The 18,115-nt window shown below is 64.3% G+C and carries 18 protein-coding genes and 1 pseudogene; 9 read left to right on the top strand and 10 right to left on the bottom strand.

From position 1 onward, the window contains the following. Positions 1–29: 29 nt before the first annotated feature. Genes J1M87_RS27815 through J1M87_RS27825 form a run of 3 tightly spaced genes read right to left on the bottom strand, consistent with a single transcriptional unit; the run spans position 30 to position 3,855 of the window. Entirely contained in the window at positions 30–1,964 is a 1,935-nt protein-coding gene (locus J1M87_RS27815) for an ABC transporter ATP-binding protein (RefSeq protein WP_206492875.1), read from the bottom strand. Further along, positions 1,921–2,841, bottom strand: coding sequence for an ABC transporter permease (locus J1M87_RS27820; RefSeq protein WP_206492876.1), 921 nt, complete (start codon positions 2,839–2,841; stop codon positions 1,921–1,923). Before J1M87_RS27820 ends, J1M87_RS27815 begins: the two co-directional genes overlap by 44 nt. Positions 2,842–2,874: 33 nt before the next feature. Further along, the gene (locus J1M87_RS27825) at positions 2,875–3,855 is read right to left on the bottom strand and encodes an ABC transporter permease (RefSeq protein WP_206492877.1); all 981 of its coding nucleotides are present in this window, start codon (positions 3,853–3,855) and stop codon (positions 2,875–2,877) included. A gap of 320 nt (positions 3,856–4,175) precedes the next feature. On the opposite strand from J1M87_RS27825, the gene J1M87_RS27830 reads away from it, so the two are divergent. Beyond that, on the top strand, positions 4,176–5,150 hold the full coding sequence (locus J1M87_RS27830) for a hypothetical protein (RefSeq protein WP_206492878.1): 975 nt from the start codon (positions 4,176–4,178) through the stop codon (positions 5,148–5,150). Further along, the gene (locus tag J1M87_RS27835) at positions 5,147–5,809 is read left to right on the top strand and encodes a hypothetical protein (protein WP_206492879.1); all 663 of its coding nucleotides are present in this window, start codon (positions 5,147–5,149) and stop codon (positions 5,807–5,809) included. The genes J1M87_RS27830 and J1M87_RS27835 overlap by 4 nt, the downstream gene beginning before the upstream one ends. Here the strand turns inward: J1M87_RS27835 and J1M87_RS27840 are convergent. Together J1M87_RS27840 and J1M87_RS27845 are read right to left on the bottom strand one after the other, a co-directional pair. Continuing rightward, positions 5,742–7,010, bottom strand: coding sequence for a DUF4185 domain-containing protein (locus J1M87_RS27840; RefSeq protein ID WP_206492880.1), 1,269 nt, complete (start codon positions 7,008–7,010; stop codon positions 5,742–5,744). The genes J1M87_RS27835 and J1M87_RS27840 overlap by 68 nt on opposite strands. A gap of 142 nt (positions 7,011–7,152) precedes the next feature. After that, complete coding sequence (locus J1M87_RS27845) at positions 7,153–7,566, bottom strand: hypothetical protein (protein WP_206492881.1); 414 nt, start codon at positions 7,564–7,566, stop codon at positions 7,153–7,155. Between the two features lie 108 nt (positions 7,567–7,674). Here J1M87_RS27845 and J1M87_RS27850 point away from each other — a divergent pair, with 108 nt between their 5' ends. After that, positions 7,675–8,007: a hypothetical protein gene (locus J1M87_RS27850; protein WP_206492882.1), complete on the top strand. Its 333-nt coding sequence runs from the start codon at positions 7,675–7,677 to the stop codon at positions 8,005–8,007. Between the two features lie 20 nt (positions 8,008–8,027). On the opposite strand, the gene J1M87_RS27855 is transcribed toward J1M87_RS27850, so the two are convergent. Then, positions 8,028–8,594, bottom strand: a complete 567-nt coding sequence (locus J1M87_RS27855; protein WP_206492883.1) for a peptide deformylase — start codon at positions 8,592–8,594, stop codon at positions 8,028–8,030. Positions 8,595–8,616: 22 nt separating this feature from the next. Between J1M87_RS27855 and J1M87_RS28950 the strand changes: the two are divergent. The 6 genes and pseudogenes from J1M87_RS28950 to J1M87_RS27880 all read left to right on the top strand — a co-directional run. Continuing rightward, positions 8,617–8,745: pseudogene (locus J1M87_RS28950) on the top strand (DUF2256 domain-containing protein); the annotation flags it as partial. Between the two features lie 15 nt (positions 8,746–8,760). Beyond that, positions 8,761–9,012 carry a DUF3253 domain-containing protein gene (locus tag J1M87_RS28955; RefSeq protein ID WP_307830943.1) on the top strand — a complete coding sequence of 84 codons (252 nt, stop codon included), beginning with the start codon at positions 8,761–8,763 and terminating at the stop codon, positions 9,010–9,012. 48 nt (positions 9,013–9,060) lie between these two features. After that, complete coding sequence (locus J1M87_RS27865) at positions 9,061–10,686, top strand: DUF222 domain-containing protein (RefSeq protein WP_307830940.1); 1,626 nt, start codon at positions 9,061–9,063, stop codon at positions 10,684–10,686. A gap of 372 nt (positions 10,687–11,058) precedes the next feature. Then, entirely contained in the window at positions 11,059–11,592 is a 534-nt protein-coding gene (locus tag J1M87_RS27870; RefSeq protein ID WP_206492886.1) for a DUF2231 domain-containing protein, read from the top strand. 378 nt (positions 11,593–11,970) lie between these two features. Further along, positions 11,971–14,256, top strand: coding sequence for an excinuclease ABC subunit UvrA (locus J1M87_RS27875; protein ID WP_206492887.1), 2,286 nt, complete (start codon positions 11,971–11,973; stop codon positions 14,254–14,256). A 69-nt stretch (positions 14,257–14,325) separates the two neighbouring features. Then, positions 14,326–15,267 carry an ABC transporter substrate-binding protein gene (locus J1M87_RS27880; protein WP_206492888.1) on the top strand — a complete coding sequence of 314 codons (942 nt, stop codon included), beginning with the start codon at positions 14,326–14,328 and terminating at the stop codon, positions 15,265–15,267. 1 nt (position 15,268) lies between these two features. On the opposite strand, the gene J1M87_RS27885 is transcribed toward J1M87_RS27880, so the two are convergent. The 4 genes from J1M87_RS27885 to J1M87_RS27900 are packed head-to-tail and all read right to left on the bottom strand — an operon-like array spanning position 15,269 to position 18,037. Next, positions 15,269–15,799 carry an LpqN/LpqT family lipoprotein gene (locus tag J1M87_RS27885; RefSeq protein ID WP_206492889.1) on the bottom strand — a complete coding sequence of 177 codons (531 nt, stop codon included), beginning with the start codon at positions 15,797–15,799 and terminating at the stop codon, positions 15,269–15,271. Continuing rightward, a complete protein-coding gene (locus tag J1M87_RS27890) occupies positions 15,796–16,737 on the bottom strand; it encodes a hypothetical protein (protein ID WP_206492890.1) in 942 nt (313 codons plus the stop codon). The genes J1M87_RS27885 and J1M87_RS27890 overlap by 4 nt, the downstream gene beginning before the upstream one ends. Further along, complete coding sequence (locus J1M87_RS27895) at positions 16,734–17,741, bottom strand: hypothetical protein (RefSeq protein ID WP_206492891.1); 1,008 nt, start codon at positions 17,739–17,741, stop codon at positions 16,734–16,736. The genes J1M87_RS27890 and J1M87_RS27895 overlap by 4 nt, the downstream gene beginning before the upstream one ends. Beyond that, entirely contained in the window at positions 17,738–18,037 is a 300-nt protein-coding gene (locus J1M87_RS27900; protein WP_206492892.1) for a type VII secretion target, read from the bottom strand. Before J1M87_RS27900 ends, J1M87_RS27895 begins: the two co-directional genes overlap by 4 nt. Between the last annotated feature and the right edge of the window lie 78 nt (positions 18,038–18,115).

Raw genomic sequence — 18,115 nt, forward strand, 5'->3', positions numbered from 1 at the left:
CTTTCTCAGTGTGCACGAAACCTGCAGGGTCAGATCGCGTCGGCCAGTTTCGCGGCTTCGGCGATTCGGGCGCGTTGGAGCACCGGATCGGGAATGGGGATGGCTTTGAGCAGAGCCCGCGTATACGGGTGCTTCGGCGCGTCGAAGACCTGCGCCGTCGGGCCTTTCTCCACGAACGCGCCGTTGCGCATCACCGCGACCTCGTCGGCGAGATGCCGCACCACCGACAGATCGTGGGAGACGAACAGATACGCCAGCCCCAGCTCGTCCTGTAGATCCTGCAGCAGGTTCAGCACGCCCGCCTGGATCGACACATCCAGCGCCGATACCGGCTCGTCGAGCACCAGGATCGACGGCTCCAGGGCCAAAGCTCGTGCTATGCCGACGCGTTGACGCTGGCCGCCGGAGAACTGAGTGGGATACCGGTCCGCGAGTTCAGGACGCATCCCGACGATGTCCATGAGTTCGCGCACGCGGCGGGTGCGCTCGTCGACTCCGACGCCGTTGATCTTGAGCGGCTCGGCGATGATCTCGCCCACCGGCATACGCGGATCGAGCGAGCCCATCGGGTCCTGGAACACGATCTGAATGTGCGCCCGCAGTTTTCGTTGGTCGCTGCGGCTCAGACTGTAGGGCTCGACGCCGTTTATCTCGATCGAACCCTGCTGCGGTTTCACGAATTCCATGATCTCGAGCAGCGTCGTCGACTTTCCGCAGCCGGACTCACCGACGATCGCCAATGTGGACCCGGCGTGGACGTCGAAGCTGATGCCCTGTACCGCAGCGACTTCGCCGGCTCGGCGGCGCAACACCGATCCTTTGAACATCGGGTAACTCTTGTACAGACCTTTCACCGACAGCACCGGGGCGTCCTTCGATACCGTCGCCGCCTGTTCTGCCGGAGCAGATCCCTCTGACCCCTCGAACTCCTCCTCCACCGACTCTGCCGTGGCCGCATCGACGCGAATGCACGCAGCTCTGTGGTTCGGCGCGACCTCGACCAACGGTGGCTCCCCCGCATCACAGGCGTCGATGTGCAACGGGCATCGAGGCCCGAACGGGCAGCCCGTCGGGAGGTTCACCAGGGCAGGCGGAGTTCCCTCGATCGGGACGAGCCGTTCCTGCGCCGGACGATCCGGGCGCGGGACGGACCCGAGCAAGCCGACGGTGTACGGCATCGACGGATGCTCGTACAACCGGTCCACCGGCGCGGTCTCGACTGCGCGACCGGCATACATCACCATCGCTCGATCAGCAACGCCGGCAACGACTCCCAGGTCGTGCGTGATGAACACGACGCCGGCCCCGGTCACATCGCGAGCGGTACGGAGAAGATCGAGGATCTGGGCCTGAATCGTCACGTCCAGAGCTGTCGTCGGCTCGTCGGCGATGATGAGATCCGGGTCGTTGGCAATGGCCATGGCGATGACGACGCGTTGACGCATGCCGCCGGAGAACTCGTGCGGATATGACCGCGCCCGGGTCGCCGGGTCGGAGATGCCGACCAGATCGAGCAACTCGAGGGTGCGTTCGTGGACCTTCGCCTTGGTCAACGACCGATTGTGCACCGAGATCGCCTCGGCTATCTGATCGCCGATGCGGTAGATGGGTGTCAGCGCGGTCAACGGATCCTGCGAGATCATCGCCACCGAACGCCCACGTTCCCGGGACATCTCGCGATCGGAGAGTCCGAGCAGTTGACGGCCGTTCAGCTCGATGGACCCGGTGACCCGCGCGGTCTCCGGAAGCAGCCCCATGACGGCGAGAGACGAGACCGACTTGCCCGAACCGGACTCACCGACGATGGCCATCACCTCGCCCTTGTCGACCTGGTAGTCCAGGCCACGGACCGCCGTGATGCGTCCTTCCTCACTGGGGAAGCTGACCTCGAGTCCGCTGACCTTCAACACCGGCACCGCCTCAGCCACGTGCCTGTCCCCTCGTAGAGTTCGGATCGAATGCATCGCGCAGGCCGTCGCCGACGAAGTTGGTGGCCAGCACGATCAAAACCAATGCGCCACAACAGAACGCGAACAGCCACGGATAGGTCAACGCGGACGAGGTTCCGTCGGCGATCAACGTCCCGAGCGAGACGTCGGGTCGCTGGACGCCGAAACCGAAGTAACTCAGGGACGCCTCACCGATGATGGCGATACCCACGTTGAGCGTCACGTCGACGATCAGAATCGAGGCCATCGACGGCATCACGTGCTTGCCGATGACGCTGCCGGGTGTCGCGCCCATGTACTTTGCAGCACGGATGAATTCGCGCTCACGAAGGGACCTCGTCATCGCCCGGATGATGCGTGAGGTGATCATCCACGCGAAGGCCGCGAGCAGCAGGACCAGAATGAAGAAGCTCTTACCGCGAAACAGCGGCGAGCAGATGGCGATGACCAGAAAGCTGGGTACGACGAGCAGAACATCGGCCACCCACATCAGCACCCGATCAGGCCAACCGCCGAAGTATCCGGCGACCGCGCCGACGACACCGGCGAGCACCGTGGAGATGACAGCGACAAGCATGCCGATGATCAACGACTTCTGCAGACCACGCAATGTCTGAGCCAGAACGTCCTGGCCGATCTGGTTGGTGCCGAACCAGTGCCGCGTCGTCGGCGGCGAGTTCAGTGCGTATGCGTCGAGCTCCTCGTAGGAGTAGGGGATGAAATGCGGAAGCACGAACGCCCCCACGAACATCGCGATCAACACCACCACGCCGACCAGAGCCGCCCGGTTGCGCAGGAACCGGCGCAATACCAATCGCCGTCGGGTGATCGGCGCCGACGTTGCAGTCGGGCCTTCCACCGCAGCGATATCGGGAACCACAGGTGTCGCCATCGGAAGATCCTTTCCTTCGTCGAAGTGGTGGATTCAGTCCGCGTAGCGAACGCGCGGATCCAATGCGGCCGTGAGTATGTCGGTCAACATCCCGGAAACGAGGACCGAGAGCGCGGTGAACAACGACACTGCGAGCGTGATGTTGATGTCCTGGCTGGTGATGCCGTAGATCAACCAGTCACCCATGCCGTACCACCCGAACACGCGCTCGGTGAACGTCGCGCCGGTGATCACCGCGCCCATACCGAAGGCGAACAACGTCGCCATCGGGATCAGCGCAGTACGGAAGCCGTGCTTGAAGATCGCACGGCCACGGGTGAGACCTTTTCCGCGAGCGGTGCGGATGTAGTCCATGTTCAGCTCGTCCAACATGGAGCTGCGCATGTAGCGGCTGTAACCGCCGATCGTGAACAACATCAGCACGATGGTCGGCAGCAACAGGTGCTGCGCTCGATCGACGATCTCGTTCATCAGACCTGGCGCGAGCGTTGTGGACGTCTCGCCGGTGTACTGGAAGAACTGACTGCCGGTGCTCTGATTGACCTGCACGGCCAGGTATTTGAGTACCGGAGCAAGGACGAGGATCGGTGTGCTGATGAGGATGAACGTCACGACAGTGGCGACATGGTCGAAGATCTTGTACTGCCGAACGGCCCCGTACGCACCCACGAGCGTCCCCAGCACCGCGCCGAGGACCGTGCCGAGCACCACCAACCGTAGCGAGACGAAAATGCGACGCCACAGCTCGTCGTTGACCGAACCAGCAGCGATCGTCTGGCCGAAATCACCGTGCAGCACCGCCCACAGCCACTTCAGGTAGCGCAATACCGGGTTGTCGTCGAGATGCAGGGCCGCACGCTTGGCGGCGAGAACCGCGTCCGATGGGGGTGGATTACGGCTGAGCAGATTGGACAGTGGATCGAAGGTGAGCGACGCCAGGAGATAGGTCAGAAACGTCGCGATGAGCAGCAGTACGACGTAGTTGAGCAACCTCCGCGCAAGATAACCGCCCACGCGCAACCACCTTCCATCGAGCACCACAGCCGTGCCCGCTGGCACCACTCTCGGTATCTTTCACACCGCGTGTTTCGTGTTTGTTTCATTAGCGGTGGAAACAGACATTCCACAAGATAGCAAAGCCGATTCGTCGTTTGTTCACGTTGCCGAAACTGACACCGCGACGTCGCACAACCCGGAACCCCGGGCGGCAGAACGACTCTGAACGGCCGAAACCCAAGGTTCACCTAACTCGTCTGCCCGAGGAACGAATACCCGACAATGCGGACACGACGCAAGAATAGGTGCAGCGTACTCACCTCGGTAGATTCACGACCATGACGACAGCCTCCACTCCCGACGGGTTCACCTTCGAGCGGTTCGACGTCACCGACGCCGGATCCATATCCACGATCTTCGCCGCCGAGGAGCACCGGTCCGGCCTGTACGTACTGCACTTCGCGAACAACGAGGCCTCCGTCGGATACTCCGATTCCGTCGCCGCACAATTCAGTGCCGACCTGCACATCTGGCCCGACATCGAGGCCATCGACTTCGCTCCGGGTACCGTCGAGGATCTGTCGACACTGACGGCCATCGTCTCGAAACTGGCTCCGCTCCGTCCACGCCCCTCGACGTCCGCAACGGTCGCTGATGCGCCGGGGGCGAAATCCGCACTCCCGAAGGAACGAGCCAAGCGCGCGACGCTCCAGGACGCGGCCGTCGGGCAGCGTCGCCGACAGTTCTGGGAACTGTCCGACCACATCGCCTACCCAGCCATCCGCAGCACCGTCGCCGACTACATCAACTCCTCGATCCCCGACCCCGCCAACACGGCGAAATACCTGTGGCAGGTGACGGCACTGTCCGATCAGACCGAACTGTCCGATCAGCCCGAAACCCCGGGGACCCGGCGCTTGGTGACGCTGACCTGCGGTGGTTTCGAGACGCTTCGGGTCGACGAGATCATGCACGACGACGATGCGATCGAACTCGACCTACGGATCAACACGAACGTTCCGCGCGACCGAACGGACGAACAGCTGGAGGTCTCCAACGAGACCGTGAGCGCAGGACGCGGACCATATCGGGAAGAGAGGGTGTGGTCCTGGTCGATCGACCTCGGGGCGCTGCTCGAGGAAGACGTGGACGTCGACTTGGGGATCGACGACGACACCTTCGACGACCTCGCCTACGGCCTCAATGCCCGGCTGATGCGCTCCGGGCGGTCGACGGCCGCGGCGACACACAACAACGATCTCGCTGCCGATCTGCTCGCCGAGGCGTACCGGCAACTGTTCGAGACCGAATGACGGAGCAAGTCTGGTACTTCTCGTACGGGTCGAATCTGCTGCGCGAGAGATTTCTTGCGTACCTGACAGGTTCCGACGAGAACTCCGAGTTCGGTGCGCACCCACCGGCACCCTCGGCGGCAATGCCGGCGGACGAGCGTTGGCTGTGGATCGATCACCCGCTGTACTTCGCTGGCGTCTCGCGGCGCTGGGCCGGTTCACCGGCCTTCGTGTCGTTGACGTCCGATTCTGCGAACAGGTCTCTGGCGCACGGTTATCTGATCGATCGGGTCCAGTTCTCCCATCTGGCCGCCGTCGAGAACGTCGTCGAGTCCATCGATGTGACAGTGCCGCCGACTCTCGCAATCGGGCAGTGGTTGCACCTCACAGTGGATCGCAAGGGCGAGAGCTTCCGCGGGAAATACGATGCACTACTGCGACTTCCGGACATCGACGCAGTGCCGGCCTTCACGCTGACCAGTTCGATCCAGCGGGAACCCGGCGAACCGTCGAGCAGATATCTCGCGACGATTCGGCGCGGATTGCACTGCGCACCCATAGATCTGGACGTCGAGAACTACCTGAACGCAGCCATCGCGCGATCTGCGGAGCTCACTTCAACGCGTCGAGGTTCGTCTTCAGCAGCAGCACGTTGTAGTCCGACCACCGAGAAGCGGTGAAGTACAGGTCTTTTCCGCTCGACATCGGATGAATGAACGGTGCGTAGATGCCGCCGGCCGTCTGATTGGCGTCGAGGATGGTCTTCGGTGCGCTCCACGGCCCCTCTGGATTCTCGGCAGTACGTGCGACCAACGTGCGCGAGCGCTCGTCGCCGTACATCATCACGTAACGACCCAGGTAGTCGTTCCACGCCACCGACATCTCGCTGACCGGCCCCTTGACGACAGCGACGGTGTCGCCGATGTTCGTCGACCACTGCTTTGCCGGATCCGGATCCTGCGTCGAGTACTCGTACTGGGTGAGATCCTCGATCGCCGACGGTGCAACCCGGGAGACGAAAGCATCACCGAATCGCCCGTTGGGAGTACCGAACTGATAGAGGTACTTGCCATCTCGGCCGAGTACGTACGCACTCTGCTGAAACTTTCCCTGACTTTCGTGGACGTTGACGAAGCCGGGGATGGTGACACCCTTGTTGACGCGGATGGTCTTGGGGTCCGTCGTCCAATTCTGGCCGTTGTCCGTGGATTTGGCGGTCGCGGAGTAGTTGGTGATCCAATTTCCGGGCGTTCCCCAACTCTGTACCGACATGTAGTTGATGTATTGGGTTCCGCCGATCGCGATGGCGGCGGTGGGGATCGTCGTGTCCTCGACGCTCGGAAGCTTTGCACTCGAGATGATCTCGGCGGCATAGCGTGGGTTGTTCGCCCTGACCACAGCACCGGAGGTGGTGGAGGCGGGATCGGCAGGACCGATCTCGATGCCCTTCGCCAGGTTCGTCGAGGCCTTGTCCGACCGGAAGAGCGCGTTGCTGCGCCACTGCGCGTTGCCGGAGGAGCAATCGCCGAACGTGTCACCGAACGCCATCAAGATCTGACCGGACCCGTTGTCCCAGGTGATGCCGAGATCGGTGCCCGAGATCGCCAGATCGTTGTAGGTGTTGTTCACGCTGAGCGGGCCGGTGACCCAGGCGATGCTCTGGGTGTTGCCGGTGATCCGTGGCAGTGGCCCCTGCGGGCCCTGCGGGTTCTTACCCGACATTCCTGCGCTGCCGGACGATCCGAACAGGGGCGACGAGCCCGGTCCGCCGAGACCGCCACATGGTTCCGCCGAGACGGTCGGCGCGGTCAGAGCGCTGAGCCCGCTCACCGCCAGTGCCAGTACAGCCCCGGCAGCGATCTGCCGACTACGTACACGCATGGACGAACCCACCGTTTCCCGTGTGACCCACGATACTGATGTGACTGATGGGACGAGTGTTACGTAAATCGACCTGTCGCGCAACAAATGAGGCGTGTCGGTGCTTGACAAATTGCCTACGGCGAGAATGACACTCGTGTGATTAGCCGCCGATCATCCGGGCATGCGCAGTGTCCAGCCCAAGGAGCGCAGCCCCCTGCACGACAACGGCCGCGCCGTGACCCAGCGCCTGGTCAGCGGTGATCCTGCCACCGAACCTTGGCCTGCGGACGGCGACATGTGCACCGGCCGCAATGTAGAGGACGTCGAGACCGGCATTGATCCACAGCAGCCGGTGCAAGTTCGCTGCCGTCGGAGGCTTCGAACTCAGCGCACCGGCACCCGCGATAGCCAGATCGATCGCGCCCCACCCGGCCGTCTGCAGACCGAACGCTCGACGCGCCGGCGACGAGTCGCACGACGCCAACACCGTTCCGGCGAGCACACTTCCGACACCCCAGACAGAGAGGCGACGGCCGAGCCGCTGAGCCACGAGGGGAGCTTCGATTGCTGTCATGGTTGCCAGTGTGCCGTGTTCGGCGGCGGAGGCGGTCCGTAACGCGCGGTCGCTTGCAGCCGATCCAGTGCGGACCGAGTATTCGTGCTCGAAACGAACGGAGCCACCATGCTGAAGAAGATTCTCGCCACAACTGCACTGACAATCGGCGGCGCATTGCTCTTGGCTCCTACGGCGTCGGCGGCGCCCGAGGACAACCCGTTCGGGCCGCAGGACTGGACCGATTACTTCGTGAGTGCCTTCGATCCTGCGGCGTACAGCAGCGCGAGCGACAGGTCATTGATCATCAGTCCGTTCGGCACCAGCCTGCAGATCGACTGCTCGTCATTCCACGCGCGTACCTGGTGCACCCAGAACGGTCGCGGCTTGACCCAGGTACGGATCCCAACCGGGTCCTCGGAGTGGGACTACCGGACTCTCTTCGTCTACAACCCGTTCTGACGGCGACGAAGCCGAATTGCTCACCAACCGAACGGGTTGGAGTCGGATCCGGGTAGCCAACTGTTCCCCGGCCCCGTCCACCCCCTGGCTTTGATCATCTTCTTCGCAGCTCGCTGATTGCGGCCGATCAGACGATCGAGATACAGGTGGCCGGCCAGATGGTCGCACTCGTGCTGCAGACACCGAGCCAGATAGCCGGTGCCCTCGACGGACACCGGATTGCCCTCCACATCGACGCCGGTGACCCGTGCCCAGTCCGCGCGCCCGGTCGGATACCGCTCCCCCGGAACCGACAGACATCCCTCACTGTCCTCGGGGTCGGGCATCGTCTCCGGAATCTCCGAGGTCTCGAGCGCGGGATTCACCACGTGCCCGCGATGACGGACACCGCGGTCGCGTAGGTCGTAGACGAAGACCGCGCGCGGGTCGCCGACCTGGTTCGCGGCAAGACCTGCTCCGTGCGCTGCTGTGTTGGTCTCGAACAGGTCCTCGACGAACTTCGCCAGTTCCGCATCGAACTCGGCGACGGGAGCAGCGACGGTCGCCAACCTGGGATCGCCGGCAATGAGGATGGGTCGAATCGCCATGCGAGAAGGTTACTGTCGAAGCATGGCCCATTCCCGTCGCACCACCGCCGCGCACCCCGCGGACAAGGTCTGCGCATCGTGCGGGCGGAAGATCGAATGGCGCAAGAAGTGGGAGAAGAACTGGGATGACGTCAGATACTGCAGCGACGCATGCCGTCGGCACAAGGTGAGCGGCACCGACACGGAGTTGGAAGACAAAATCAGATCTTTGCTCGACGCCCGATCCCGCGATGCAACGATCTGCCCCTCCGACGTTGCCCGAGCTTTGTCCGACGACGGGTGGCGAGAGTTGATGGAGCCGGTCCGCCGCGCTGCGCGCCGCATGGTCGACGCAGGTGAAGTCGAGATCACCCAGAAGGGATCCGTCGTCGACCCCTCCACCGCGAAGGGGCCCATCCGTATTCGATGGAAGCGCTGACCAGCAACGTCGGAATGTCTGTCGGTGGGTGGGTATAGCTTGTGCGGTGTGAAGGCATGGGGGGATGTGTTCGAGCTCGCGGACCAGGATTTGGTCTCCGAGCTCGCTGCCGTGACTTCCGACGAAAATGTTCTTGCTGCAGCGAGATTGACGCTGCTCGCCGAGATCGAACGCCGTGGTCTGGCGATGAAGCTCGGGCATTCGACCGTGACGCGGTGGTACGCGAGATCGGTGCGGATCACCGACGGGTCCGCTGCCCGCCAGAGTGCGTTGGGGCTGTGGCTCACCGAATGGCCCGCCGTGCTCGATGCTCTCGCCGGTAGCGAGATCCACGCGGCGCATGCCTCGGCGATCGCCGACGGGTACGCCACGGTCGTGGTGGCCGACCCGACCCTGGACCAGCGACACCGCGAGGCCGTCGTCGCGGAGTTGCTCGAGACTGCGCGCGGTACTACCGCCGGTCAGGTCGCCACCCGTGCGCAGGCGTTGGCGCATTCGGCGGCCGACGAGGCCAGGGCACGGCACCAGAAGGCGGAGAAACAGCACCGCGAGTGGGAGCAGGAACAGGCCCGCCGCACCGGCGACGATGCAGGTGACGATGCCGGTGCCGGGGACGCTGATTCGGCTGCTGCTGGTGGCGGCTATTCGGGTGCCGGTGATGGCGCTGCTGGTGATGGTGCTGCTGGTGATGGTGCTGCTGGTGGCGGTGATGGCACTGCTGGTGGTGAGGGCGCTGCTGGTGGTGGTGCGGGCGTCGGCGGTCCGGTACCGCAGGGACCGCCTCCGGTGCCGGTGTCGGAGAACCCGGATCTCAATCGATTCGATCTGCACCCTCTCGCCGATGATCGGTTCCAGCTCAGCGGCAACGTCGACCGGTTGATGGCCGAGAAACTCCTCACCGCGCTCTCGCCGTTGACTGCGCCGCGGCCCGGTCCCGGTGGTGCACGTGATCCTCGCAGTCCGTCGAAACGCCGCGCTGATGCACTCGATCTGATGATCGACCGACACCTGCGCGGTAGGGGTACCGGCGCAGCGGGCGGGTCCCGGGCGTCGGTGCATCTCATAGTTCCGTTGCGGGACTTGCTCACCCACAGCGGCAAGCAGCAGACCGGAAGCGTCACACCGGATTCGACGGGAACGACCACCGCCGCCAGCACTTCGGACGATGACGCCGCTGCGACTGCCGGTGGTGCTGGCGCTGGCGGTGGCGCGCAGAAGTCGACGGTGGGGCCGGGAGATGTTCACTGGCCGTTCCACCTCGACTGGACCGGGCCGATGAGCCGCACCCTCGCCGAGTTGCTCACCTGCGACGCCGACCTGACCCCCGTCATCGTCGACCACCACGGCGTCCCACTCGCCCTCGGACGGACCACCCGACTGGCGACCGAGGACCAACGCACCGCCCTGACTATCCGCGACCGATGCTGCGTGATGTGCGGACGCCCGGCCCCATGGTGCCAAGCCCACCACATCGCATTCTGGGAACACGGCGGCACCACCGATCTGAACAACCTCGCCCTCGTCTGCGGAGAATGCCACCGCCTCGTCCACCACGGTCACTGGCAACTGGCTATGGGCACCGACGGCCATCCCTACGCCATCCCACCCGACACCGTCGACCCCACACGACAACCCATCCCCAGCTACCACCGCCGAAAACAACGAGCCGCCTGAACATCAGCCGCGCATCGATCTCGCACACGCACCGCACGCTCGCGAGCGCGTCGAACAGCGCGATCCGCGATTTCACGTGGTCGAACCACGCCTTCGCCGACAACGCCTGCCCGCCCATGAAGAGGACGACCGCTCTCGCGGCCTCGACCCACCCGCCGTTCGGGGCACACATGACTGCGACACCTCGGGCGATTCGCAGCACCCATCGCACACTCGAGTGGACGGAAAAGCGCCCCACCCGGTTCGCCGTCGGACATATCGGTGCCATCGGCGTCGACGACGCGAGTCTCGACGAAGAGAACCTCAACCCATCCACCCCGGGTTTGGCTGCCCTTAGGGTTCGCTCCATGTCATTGGGGCATCCGTCTACGCATGACACTGAAACAAGCCCTCGACAGCCTCGAATCCGCCTCGTTCCTCGATGGAACCAGCAACGCAATCAACAGCGTCCTCGCGCCCGCGCTCGACGACACCCGCGTCGGCTCGGCGCTGCTCGGCCGGTGGATCGGGCACCCCATCCACCCCGCACTGGTCAATGTCACCGTCGGCAGTTGGACCAGTGCAGTGGCCCTCGATGTGATCGGTCGCCACTCCAGAGCGAGCAAGTTGGTCATCTCGGTCGGACTCCTCTCGGCACCGGCAGCTATCGCGACCGGCTGGGCGGATTGGTCGACGATGGACACCCGCCAGCGACGGGTAGGGATGATCCACGCGGCTTCGAACGCGACCGGCGTGTTCCTGTTCCTCGGCTCCTATCTACGACGCCGGAAGCAGACCGACGGCGCAGCGAAAGTTCTCGCAGCTGCTGGTCTCGCGGCGGCGAGCGTCGGCGGACTGATCGGCGGCCACCTCGCCTACGGCACGACCGGCAGTGACACGGGATCGGTGGGCCAACACCGCGCCTGACCATCGCGATCGAGTCGTCGAACTGCATCCACGCTCGCCACCCCACACATCCACGCTCGCCACCCCACACATCCACGCTCGCCACCCCACACATCCACGCTCCTCACCCCACGCATCCGCGCTCCCTGTCCCAAACTTTCCCCGCTCCGGAAGTAGAAAACCCTCGCAGCCGGAGGCGTGCTCTGCACCCACGGCCGTCACCTCACATCGGAGTTCGACATGGGTCATCACAGGCCAAGGTCAGATGCCCGGGTGGAACCGAGAGACCAGCTCGTCTGCTACGGATCTGACGCACACCGCATTTCCGTACACCGTACGGTAGACTGCGTCCGCCCCGACGAACCAGCGTCCGGGGCGGCGAAAGGCGAATCGAACGCAATGACTCCGGCTCCGCTGTCGACACCTGCCGAGACCCTGTCCACCATCATCGTTCGCGGTGCCCGCGAGAACAATCTCCGTGACATCAGCCTCGATCTGCCCAAACGTTCACTCGTGGTGTTCGCAGGGGTCTCCGGGTCGGGCAAGTCCTCGCTGGTCTTCGACACCATCGCCGCCGAAGCCCAGCGGCAGATCAATTCCACGTTCACCGCGTTCGCGCAGACGTTCCTCCCGTCCTACGGACGCCCCGATGCCGATCTGATCGCCAACCTGTCGGCCGTGGTGATCGTCGACCAGAAGCGCCTGTTCGGCGGACCACGCTCGACGGTCGGCACCATCACCGACATCGGCGACTGGCTACGAATGCTGTGGTCCCGAGCCGTCACTCCCCAGATCGGGTACGCCAACGCGTTCTCATTCAACGATCCCGCCGGCATGTGTCCCGAATGCGACGGGCTCGGCGAGGCGAAGATCGTCGACCTCGCCGAGTTGGTGGACGAGACGAGGTCCCTGCGCGAGGGGCCGTTCAAGCACCCTGACTTCGAGGTCGGGAAATGGCCGTACCGGGTGTTCGCCGATTCCGGCCTGTTCGATCTCGACGTCCCGATCGAGCAGTACTCGGCCCGCGAGCGTCACATCTTCTTCGACGCCACGCCCGGAGAGGTCGAGGTGACGAACCCCGATGCCGTCATGAAGAGCTACGAGGGAATCGTCTCTCGGTTCCGGCGCAGTTATCTGGCGAAGGACGCCGATGCGCTCAAGGGCAAGGCCAAGCTCGCGTTCGAGCGCATCGTCACGCGCGGGGTCTGCGAATCCTGCGGCGGCTCCCGCTACAACGAAACTATCCGCGGTGCCACCCTCGAGGGCCTGTCCCTGCCCGACGCGTTCGCCATGCAGGTCTCCGAACTCGCCGACCGCATCGACGGCTGGCAGATCACAGGCCTGGGGACCGTCACCGCGGAAATCGTCACGCAACTGCGCAGACTCGTCGATCTCGGACTCGGCTACCTCAGCCTCGATCGCGCAACGTCGTCGCTTTCGGGCGGTGAATCACAGCGCATCAAGATGGTGCGACACCTCGGAGCCACGCTCAACGACATGCTCTACGTCTTCGACGAACCGACCACCGGGCTCCACCCGCGCGACGTACACCGCCTCGATGACATGCTGCTGGCGCTGCGCGACAAAGGCAACACCGTCCTCGTCGTCGAGCACGATCCGGAGGTGATGGCCATCGCGGACCGCATCGTCGAGATCGGTCCCGGTGCCGGAAAAGCCGGTGGCACAGTGGTGTTCGAGGGTACTTTCGACGAACTCCGGCGTGCCGACACCAGAACCGGGGCCGCACTCCGGCGCGAGGGCGTCGAATTACGCACTCCCCGCAGCCCGTCGGGTTGGCTGAGCATCTCCGGTGCCGACACCCACAATCTGCGCGATGTCAGCGTCGACGTGCCGCTCGGTGTCTTGACCGCCGTCACCGGGGTCGCCGGTTCCGGGAAGTCCAGCCTCATCCACGGTCACCTTCGTGAGGTCGCACCAGACGCCGTCATCATCGACCAGGCACCCATCCGCGGATCGCGACGCTCCTCCCCCGCAACGTATACCGGTCTGCTCGATCCGATTCGCGCCTACTTCGCCAAGAAGACCGGGCAGCCGCCGTCGCTGTTCTCACCCAACTCCGACGGCGCATGCCCCGATTGCCAGGGCAGTGGCGTCATCTTCACCGATCTCGGGTTCACCGACCCGGTGACGAGCACATGTGAGACGTGCCAGGGCAGGAGATTTCGTTCGGGCGCGATCCGGCATACCGTCGACGGCCTCAGCATCGCCGACATCTTCGAGATGTCCGTCGAGGACGCTCAGGACTTCTTCGACGTCAAGAAGATCCGTGAGATTCTCCGGCGGTGTCGGGACGTCGGGCTCGGATACCTCTCGCTCGGCCAGAACCTGTCTTCGCTGTCCGGTGGCGAGCGCCAGCGACTCAAGCTCGCTACCGAACTGGTCGGGTCGTCGCCGGTGCTGGTTCTCGACGAGCCGACGACGGGTCTGCACCCGTCGGACGTGTCGAACCTGATCGCGCTGCTGTCCGGGATGGTCGACGAGGGCAGATCGGTGATCGTCATCGAACACAATCTCGACGTCATCGCCGCCGCCGATTGGGTCATCGACCTCGGCCCCGATGGCGGGCACCACGGCGGATCGATCACCTTCACCGGAACTGTCGACGGGTTGGGGGCCTCGGACACCCACACCGGAAAGTACCTGGCACGCAGCCTGGGGCGATGACCGGTGACCCGATAGTGTTGGCGCTCGAGAGCCCGAGAATGTTCAGGGCCGGAAAATACAGGAGTGGCAGTGCAGCGTCGTTCGGCACGAATTGTTTCAGCAGGGTTCGCGGTTCTCGCGCTCGTCGCGGCCGGGTGTGGCAGCGCGACGACGGACACACCGGCCGCCACCACCACGGCTTCCAACGGGGCATTCCCGAAGACCCTCGAGTCGGGGTCCGACGGCGGCACCGTCACCATCGATGCGATGCCCCGCACGATCGTGTCGCTGAGTCCGACGGCAACAGAGACCCTGTTCGCCGTCGGCGCGGGCGAGCAGGTGGCAGCCGTCGATGATCAGTCGGACTATCCCGCCGATGCGCCGAAGACCGGATTATCGGCGTTCACCCCGAGCCTCGAGGCCATCGTCGCGTACGACCCCGATTTGGTGATCACCTCCACCGATTTGGGCATAGTGACGTCCACGTTGGCCGACGCCGGCATCCCGACGCTGCTGCTGCCGGCCGCGACCAGCCTCGACGACGCCTACTCGCAGATCGAACTCATCGCAGACGCGACCGGTCACGACGCCGAAGGCGAGGCGGTAGTCACGCAGATGCAGGACCGGATCGACGCGGCCGTGGCGAGCGTGCCGACTCGCGACGAGCCATTGACGTACTTTCACGAACTCGACGACACGTTGTACACGGTGACGAGCGAGAGTTTCGTCGGCCAGATCTACGGCCTGTTCGGCCTGCAGAGCATCGCCGATGGCTCCGACGCCGGCAACTACCCGCAGCTGTCCGCGGAGACGGTGATCACCGCAGATCCCGACGTCGTATTTCTCGCCGATGCTCAATGCTGCGGCGTCACAGCTGAATCCGTGGCCGCTCGGCCGGGGTGGGGATCGATGACCGCCGTCCGGGACGGCAGAATCTTCCCGATGGACGAGGACCTGTCCAGTCGATGGGGCCCTCGAATCGCAGATCAGGTGGAGGCTGTGGCCGCCGTGGTTCGGCAGATTCCTGCGTAGCTCACTCGCGCCCGATCCGCACTCCGTCCACGAACTCGTCTGCCAACCCACTCATTCGGTTACGAAGCGAGTCGGTCACGGTAACCGTCGCCTGCACGAGATATTGATCGACGATGTGGTGGACGAGGGTGTAGCGGGTTCGGGCGAAGAGCAGGTGCCCATCCCACTCGTACCGACCGGAGATCGAGACCGACGGAAGACCGCAATGCGGGCTCCGATCGTGACTGGCCTCGACCCATCCCGGTAGGGCCCGCGAGTCGCCGAACCCACAGTCCAACAGCACGTGTGGATCGACCGCGCGCGTGAGCTTCCCAACCAGAACCATTGCATTCGGTACGAACCCCTCGTCTGCGTCCTCCGGTGAGCACAGCGCCGCGGTCGCGTGCGGAAAAAGATGCTCGGGTACGACGCCCCACCTCGGCAGTGCCGGTACTTCGAGACCGAACCTGCCGCATTCGCTGCGATGCACCGGGACGAGTTCGACACCGCGCTGCTGCAGGTACGTCTCGATCGACGGTTCCCGCGCAGTCACTGCGCCGAGACCTTGGCTGCCGAGGCAGATGCAGCGCGGTCGGCCCTGATGCGCTCGAGCAGGTTGGGTGGGCGCAACAACTCACGCGCTTCGTCGCGGCCCAGTTGCTCACGAGCCCAGGGGTTGTCGCGGCACCATCGCAGCAGTGCCAACAAAGAGTTCGGTTCGACCTTCTTCTCGCATGCCATGATGACCATCTCTGGTTGATCGGTGCCTGCCGACCGACGCGTCACTCGGATCACCGGCATGCTCTGCCCATGCGGTACCGCCGGATTCGGATGTGCATCCAACTGCAGATCGGCGATGTCATCCCACGGCAGGACCGTCATCTCGCTGGTCACCTTCCACGCGCGGCGTCGATAGATCTCGTGCGCGATGCCTTCGGGGTGCAGAGAGATCCTGGTTCGATTGACGATGACGTAACCCAGGACGAAGAACCCGAGGCAAGCCGGGGCACCCACGAAAGTCAGCAACTCCACTTTGGCTTGACGCGGACTGGGCCTGTCGTTTCGAACCACCGCATTGAGCAGGAACAGCATCAGCGCGAGTACCAGCACCATCATCCGCATCAGGAAGTCTCCGCGCCCCGGTATCGACAGTCCCCTCCCGATCCCCTCGACCTGGATCGGTCGTACGAAGCGCGACAATCTCGTCGATCCGAGGCCGGACAACACCACGGTGAGCCCGATGAACACCGCCAACAAGTACACGGTGGCCGACAACCACACCACGGCGGACAGGCTGAGCATCTCGCGAACACACACTGCGCAGAGAACGACAAGCACCATCATCAGAAACAAGCTCGCTACGGCAGCACACCACCCGAGGTGAATACTGCGCCGTTCTCTCACCCAGACCGGCATCGTCGTCGCAGCAACTCCGGGGCGTGGCATATCGGCCATCCAGCTTCCGTTCTCCGAGCGCGGCTGGTCCGTCATTTCCAGGCCAGTTCCACAATCTTCGAAACCGCGCTGCCGGCTGCACCGCCGGCCAGGGTTCCCAATGCGATGCCTGCCGCTGCCCCGGCCACCGTGCCAGGACCCGGTATGACCGAACCGCCCGCGCCGCCGACAATTCCGCATGCCCAGGTGACTGCGGTTCCCACCATGAGACCGGCAGCCGTACCCGCCGAATTCACGATGACGGCCTCGGTCGGATCCACACCTTCGTCGATATCGTGGGCGATCGACGGAATCGTTCCGGCTACCGCGCCGAATGCTCCGAGCCCCCGACCGATGTTCCTGGCGACGTCGTCGACGGATCCGACACCGGGAAATTCCAACGCCTTCTTGGTGGCATCCGTCATTCCCCCGATCACCGCCGCCGCTATGGTCGTCGGCCAATCCGGCATCCACGAGAACGACCCATCCGGGTTCTCGACGAACTTCCCGGTCGGGCTGCCGAGAGCAAGCTCGGTCAGCACCTTGGTCGGTTCGGCCAGCTGGTAGGCGGCATCGACCGCGGCCTTCTCCGCCTGCCGCAGAGCGTCCTGGATGTCGGCGGTCAATTGTGCTGCATCGGAACGTAGTTCGTCGGCCCGGCGCACTGCGTCGTCGCCGAGGCTGTTCGGGATCAACGCGATCATTCCGTCGGGGTTCACCACTCCGTCGGCCGAGACGGCGAACCCGCTCATCGTCGCGGCCGATACCTGAGCCTGCAGGTGCGTCTTGGCGGCATCGACCATTGACGCTGCGTTCTCGAATGCTCTACCCAGGGAATCGATCTCGCCACACACCGTGCCCATGCGGGAGCATTCGGCAACCACGCGATCCGCTGCAGCGCCGGCTGCGTCTCCGGTCCATGTCTCGGCCAGCACGTCCTGCTCGTCGAGCACCCCTGCGCGCTGGCGGTCTACTCGCTCGACGATCTCCGCCAATTCGATCATCGTCTTGCGCATCGACTCCGGCTCCCAGCCTGCGACGTGCGGCACCGTCGGAGTCATTTCGGCTGGCCCATCGCAGCAAGACGGCGGGCGAGTTCGTCGTCGGCGATCTCGTAGTTCTGCGCGACGCCGCGGGCGAGGTCTGCGATGCATTCGGCCCGCCCGGCCAGAGCTGCAACAGCCCCCGCTGCTGCGGCGGCGGCCGCGGCGCAGGCTGTGTGAAAGTCACTGCCCGGCACAGCATTCTCCGAAAGTCGGAATGGTGCGAGGACATCGACCTCGCGAATCGCGTCGCCGCTCCCCGACAACACATCCGAGAATCTCCGCAGGATCGCAGGATCCACATTCACTGTCATGACGCTCCCCCGAGTCGTTGCAGGATCGACGCTCGGCGTTCGGCGTCATCGGGTTTGACGCAGCGAGTTCAGGATCGG

Source organism: Rhodococcus sp. KRD162 (genome assembly GCF_017168335.1).
Taxonomy (GTDB): Bacteria; Actinomycetota; Actinomycetes; order Mycobacteriales; family Mycobacteriaceae; genus Rhodococcoides.

What these genes read in the sequence shown, in the direction of transcription:
- J1M87_RS27840 (WP_206492880.1), bottom strand. Translation starts at nt 7,010, where the DNA reads ATGCGTGTACGTAGTCGGCAGATCGCTGCCGGGGCTGTACTGGCACTG.
- J1M87_RS27835 (WP_206492879.1), top strand. Translation starts at nt 5,147, where the DNA reads ATGACGGAGCAAGTCTGGTACTTCTCGTACGGGTCGAATCTGCTGCGC.
- J1M87_RS27890 (WP_206492890.1), bottom strand. Translation starts at nt 16,737, where the DNA reads ATGACGGACCAGCCGCGCTCGGAGAACGGAAGCTGGATGGCCGATATG.
- J1M87_RS27900 (WP_206492892.1), bottom strand. Translation starts at nt 18,037, where the DNA reads ATGACAGTGAATGTGGATCCTGCGATCCTGCGGAGATTCTCGGATGTG.
- J1M87_RS27850 (WP_206492882.1), top strand. Translation starts at nt 7,675, where the DNA reads ATGCTGAAGAAGATTCTCGCCACAACTGCACTGACAATCGGCGGCGCA.
- J1M87_RS27815 (WP_206492875.1), bottom strand. Translation starts at nt 1,964, where the DNA reads ATGCATTCGATCCGAACTCTACGAGGGGACAGGCACGTGGCTGAGGCG.
- J1M87_RS27845 (WP_206492881.1), bottom strand. Translation starts at nt 7,566, where the DNA reads ATGACAGCAATCGAAGCTCCCCTCGTGGCTCAGCGGCTCGGCCGTCGC.
- J1M87_RS27895 (WP_206492891.1), bottom strand. Translation starts at nt 17,741, where the DNA reads ATGACTCCGACGGTGCCGCACGTCGCAGGCTGGGAGCCGGAGTCGATG.
- J1M87_RS27870 (WP_206492886.1), top strand. Translation starts at nt 11,059, where the DNA reads ATGACACTGAAACAAGCCCTCGACAGCCTCGAATCCGCCTCGTTCCTC.
- J1M87_RS27855 (WP_206492883.1), bottom strand. Translation starts at nt 8,594, where the DNA reads ATGGCGATTCGACCCATCCTCATTGCCGGCGATCCCAGGTTGGCGACC.
- J1M87_RS27830 (WP_206492878.1), top strand. Translation starts at nt 4,176, where the DNA reads ATGACGACAGCCTCCACTCCCGACGGGTTCACCTTCGAGCGGTTCGAC.
- J1M87_RS27820 (WP_206492876.1), bottom strand. Translation starts at nt 2,841, where the DNA reads ATGGCGACACCTGTGGTTCCCGATATCGCTGCGGTGGAAGGCCCGACT.
- J1M87_RS27875 (WP_206492887.1), top strand. Translation starts at nt 11,971, where the DNA reads ATGACTCCGGCTCCGCTGTCGACACCTGCCGAGACCCTGTCCACCATC.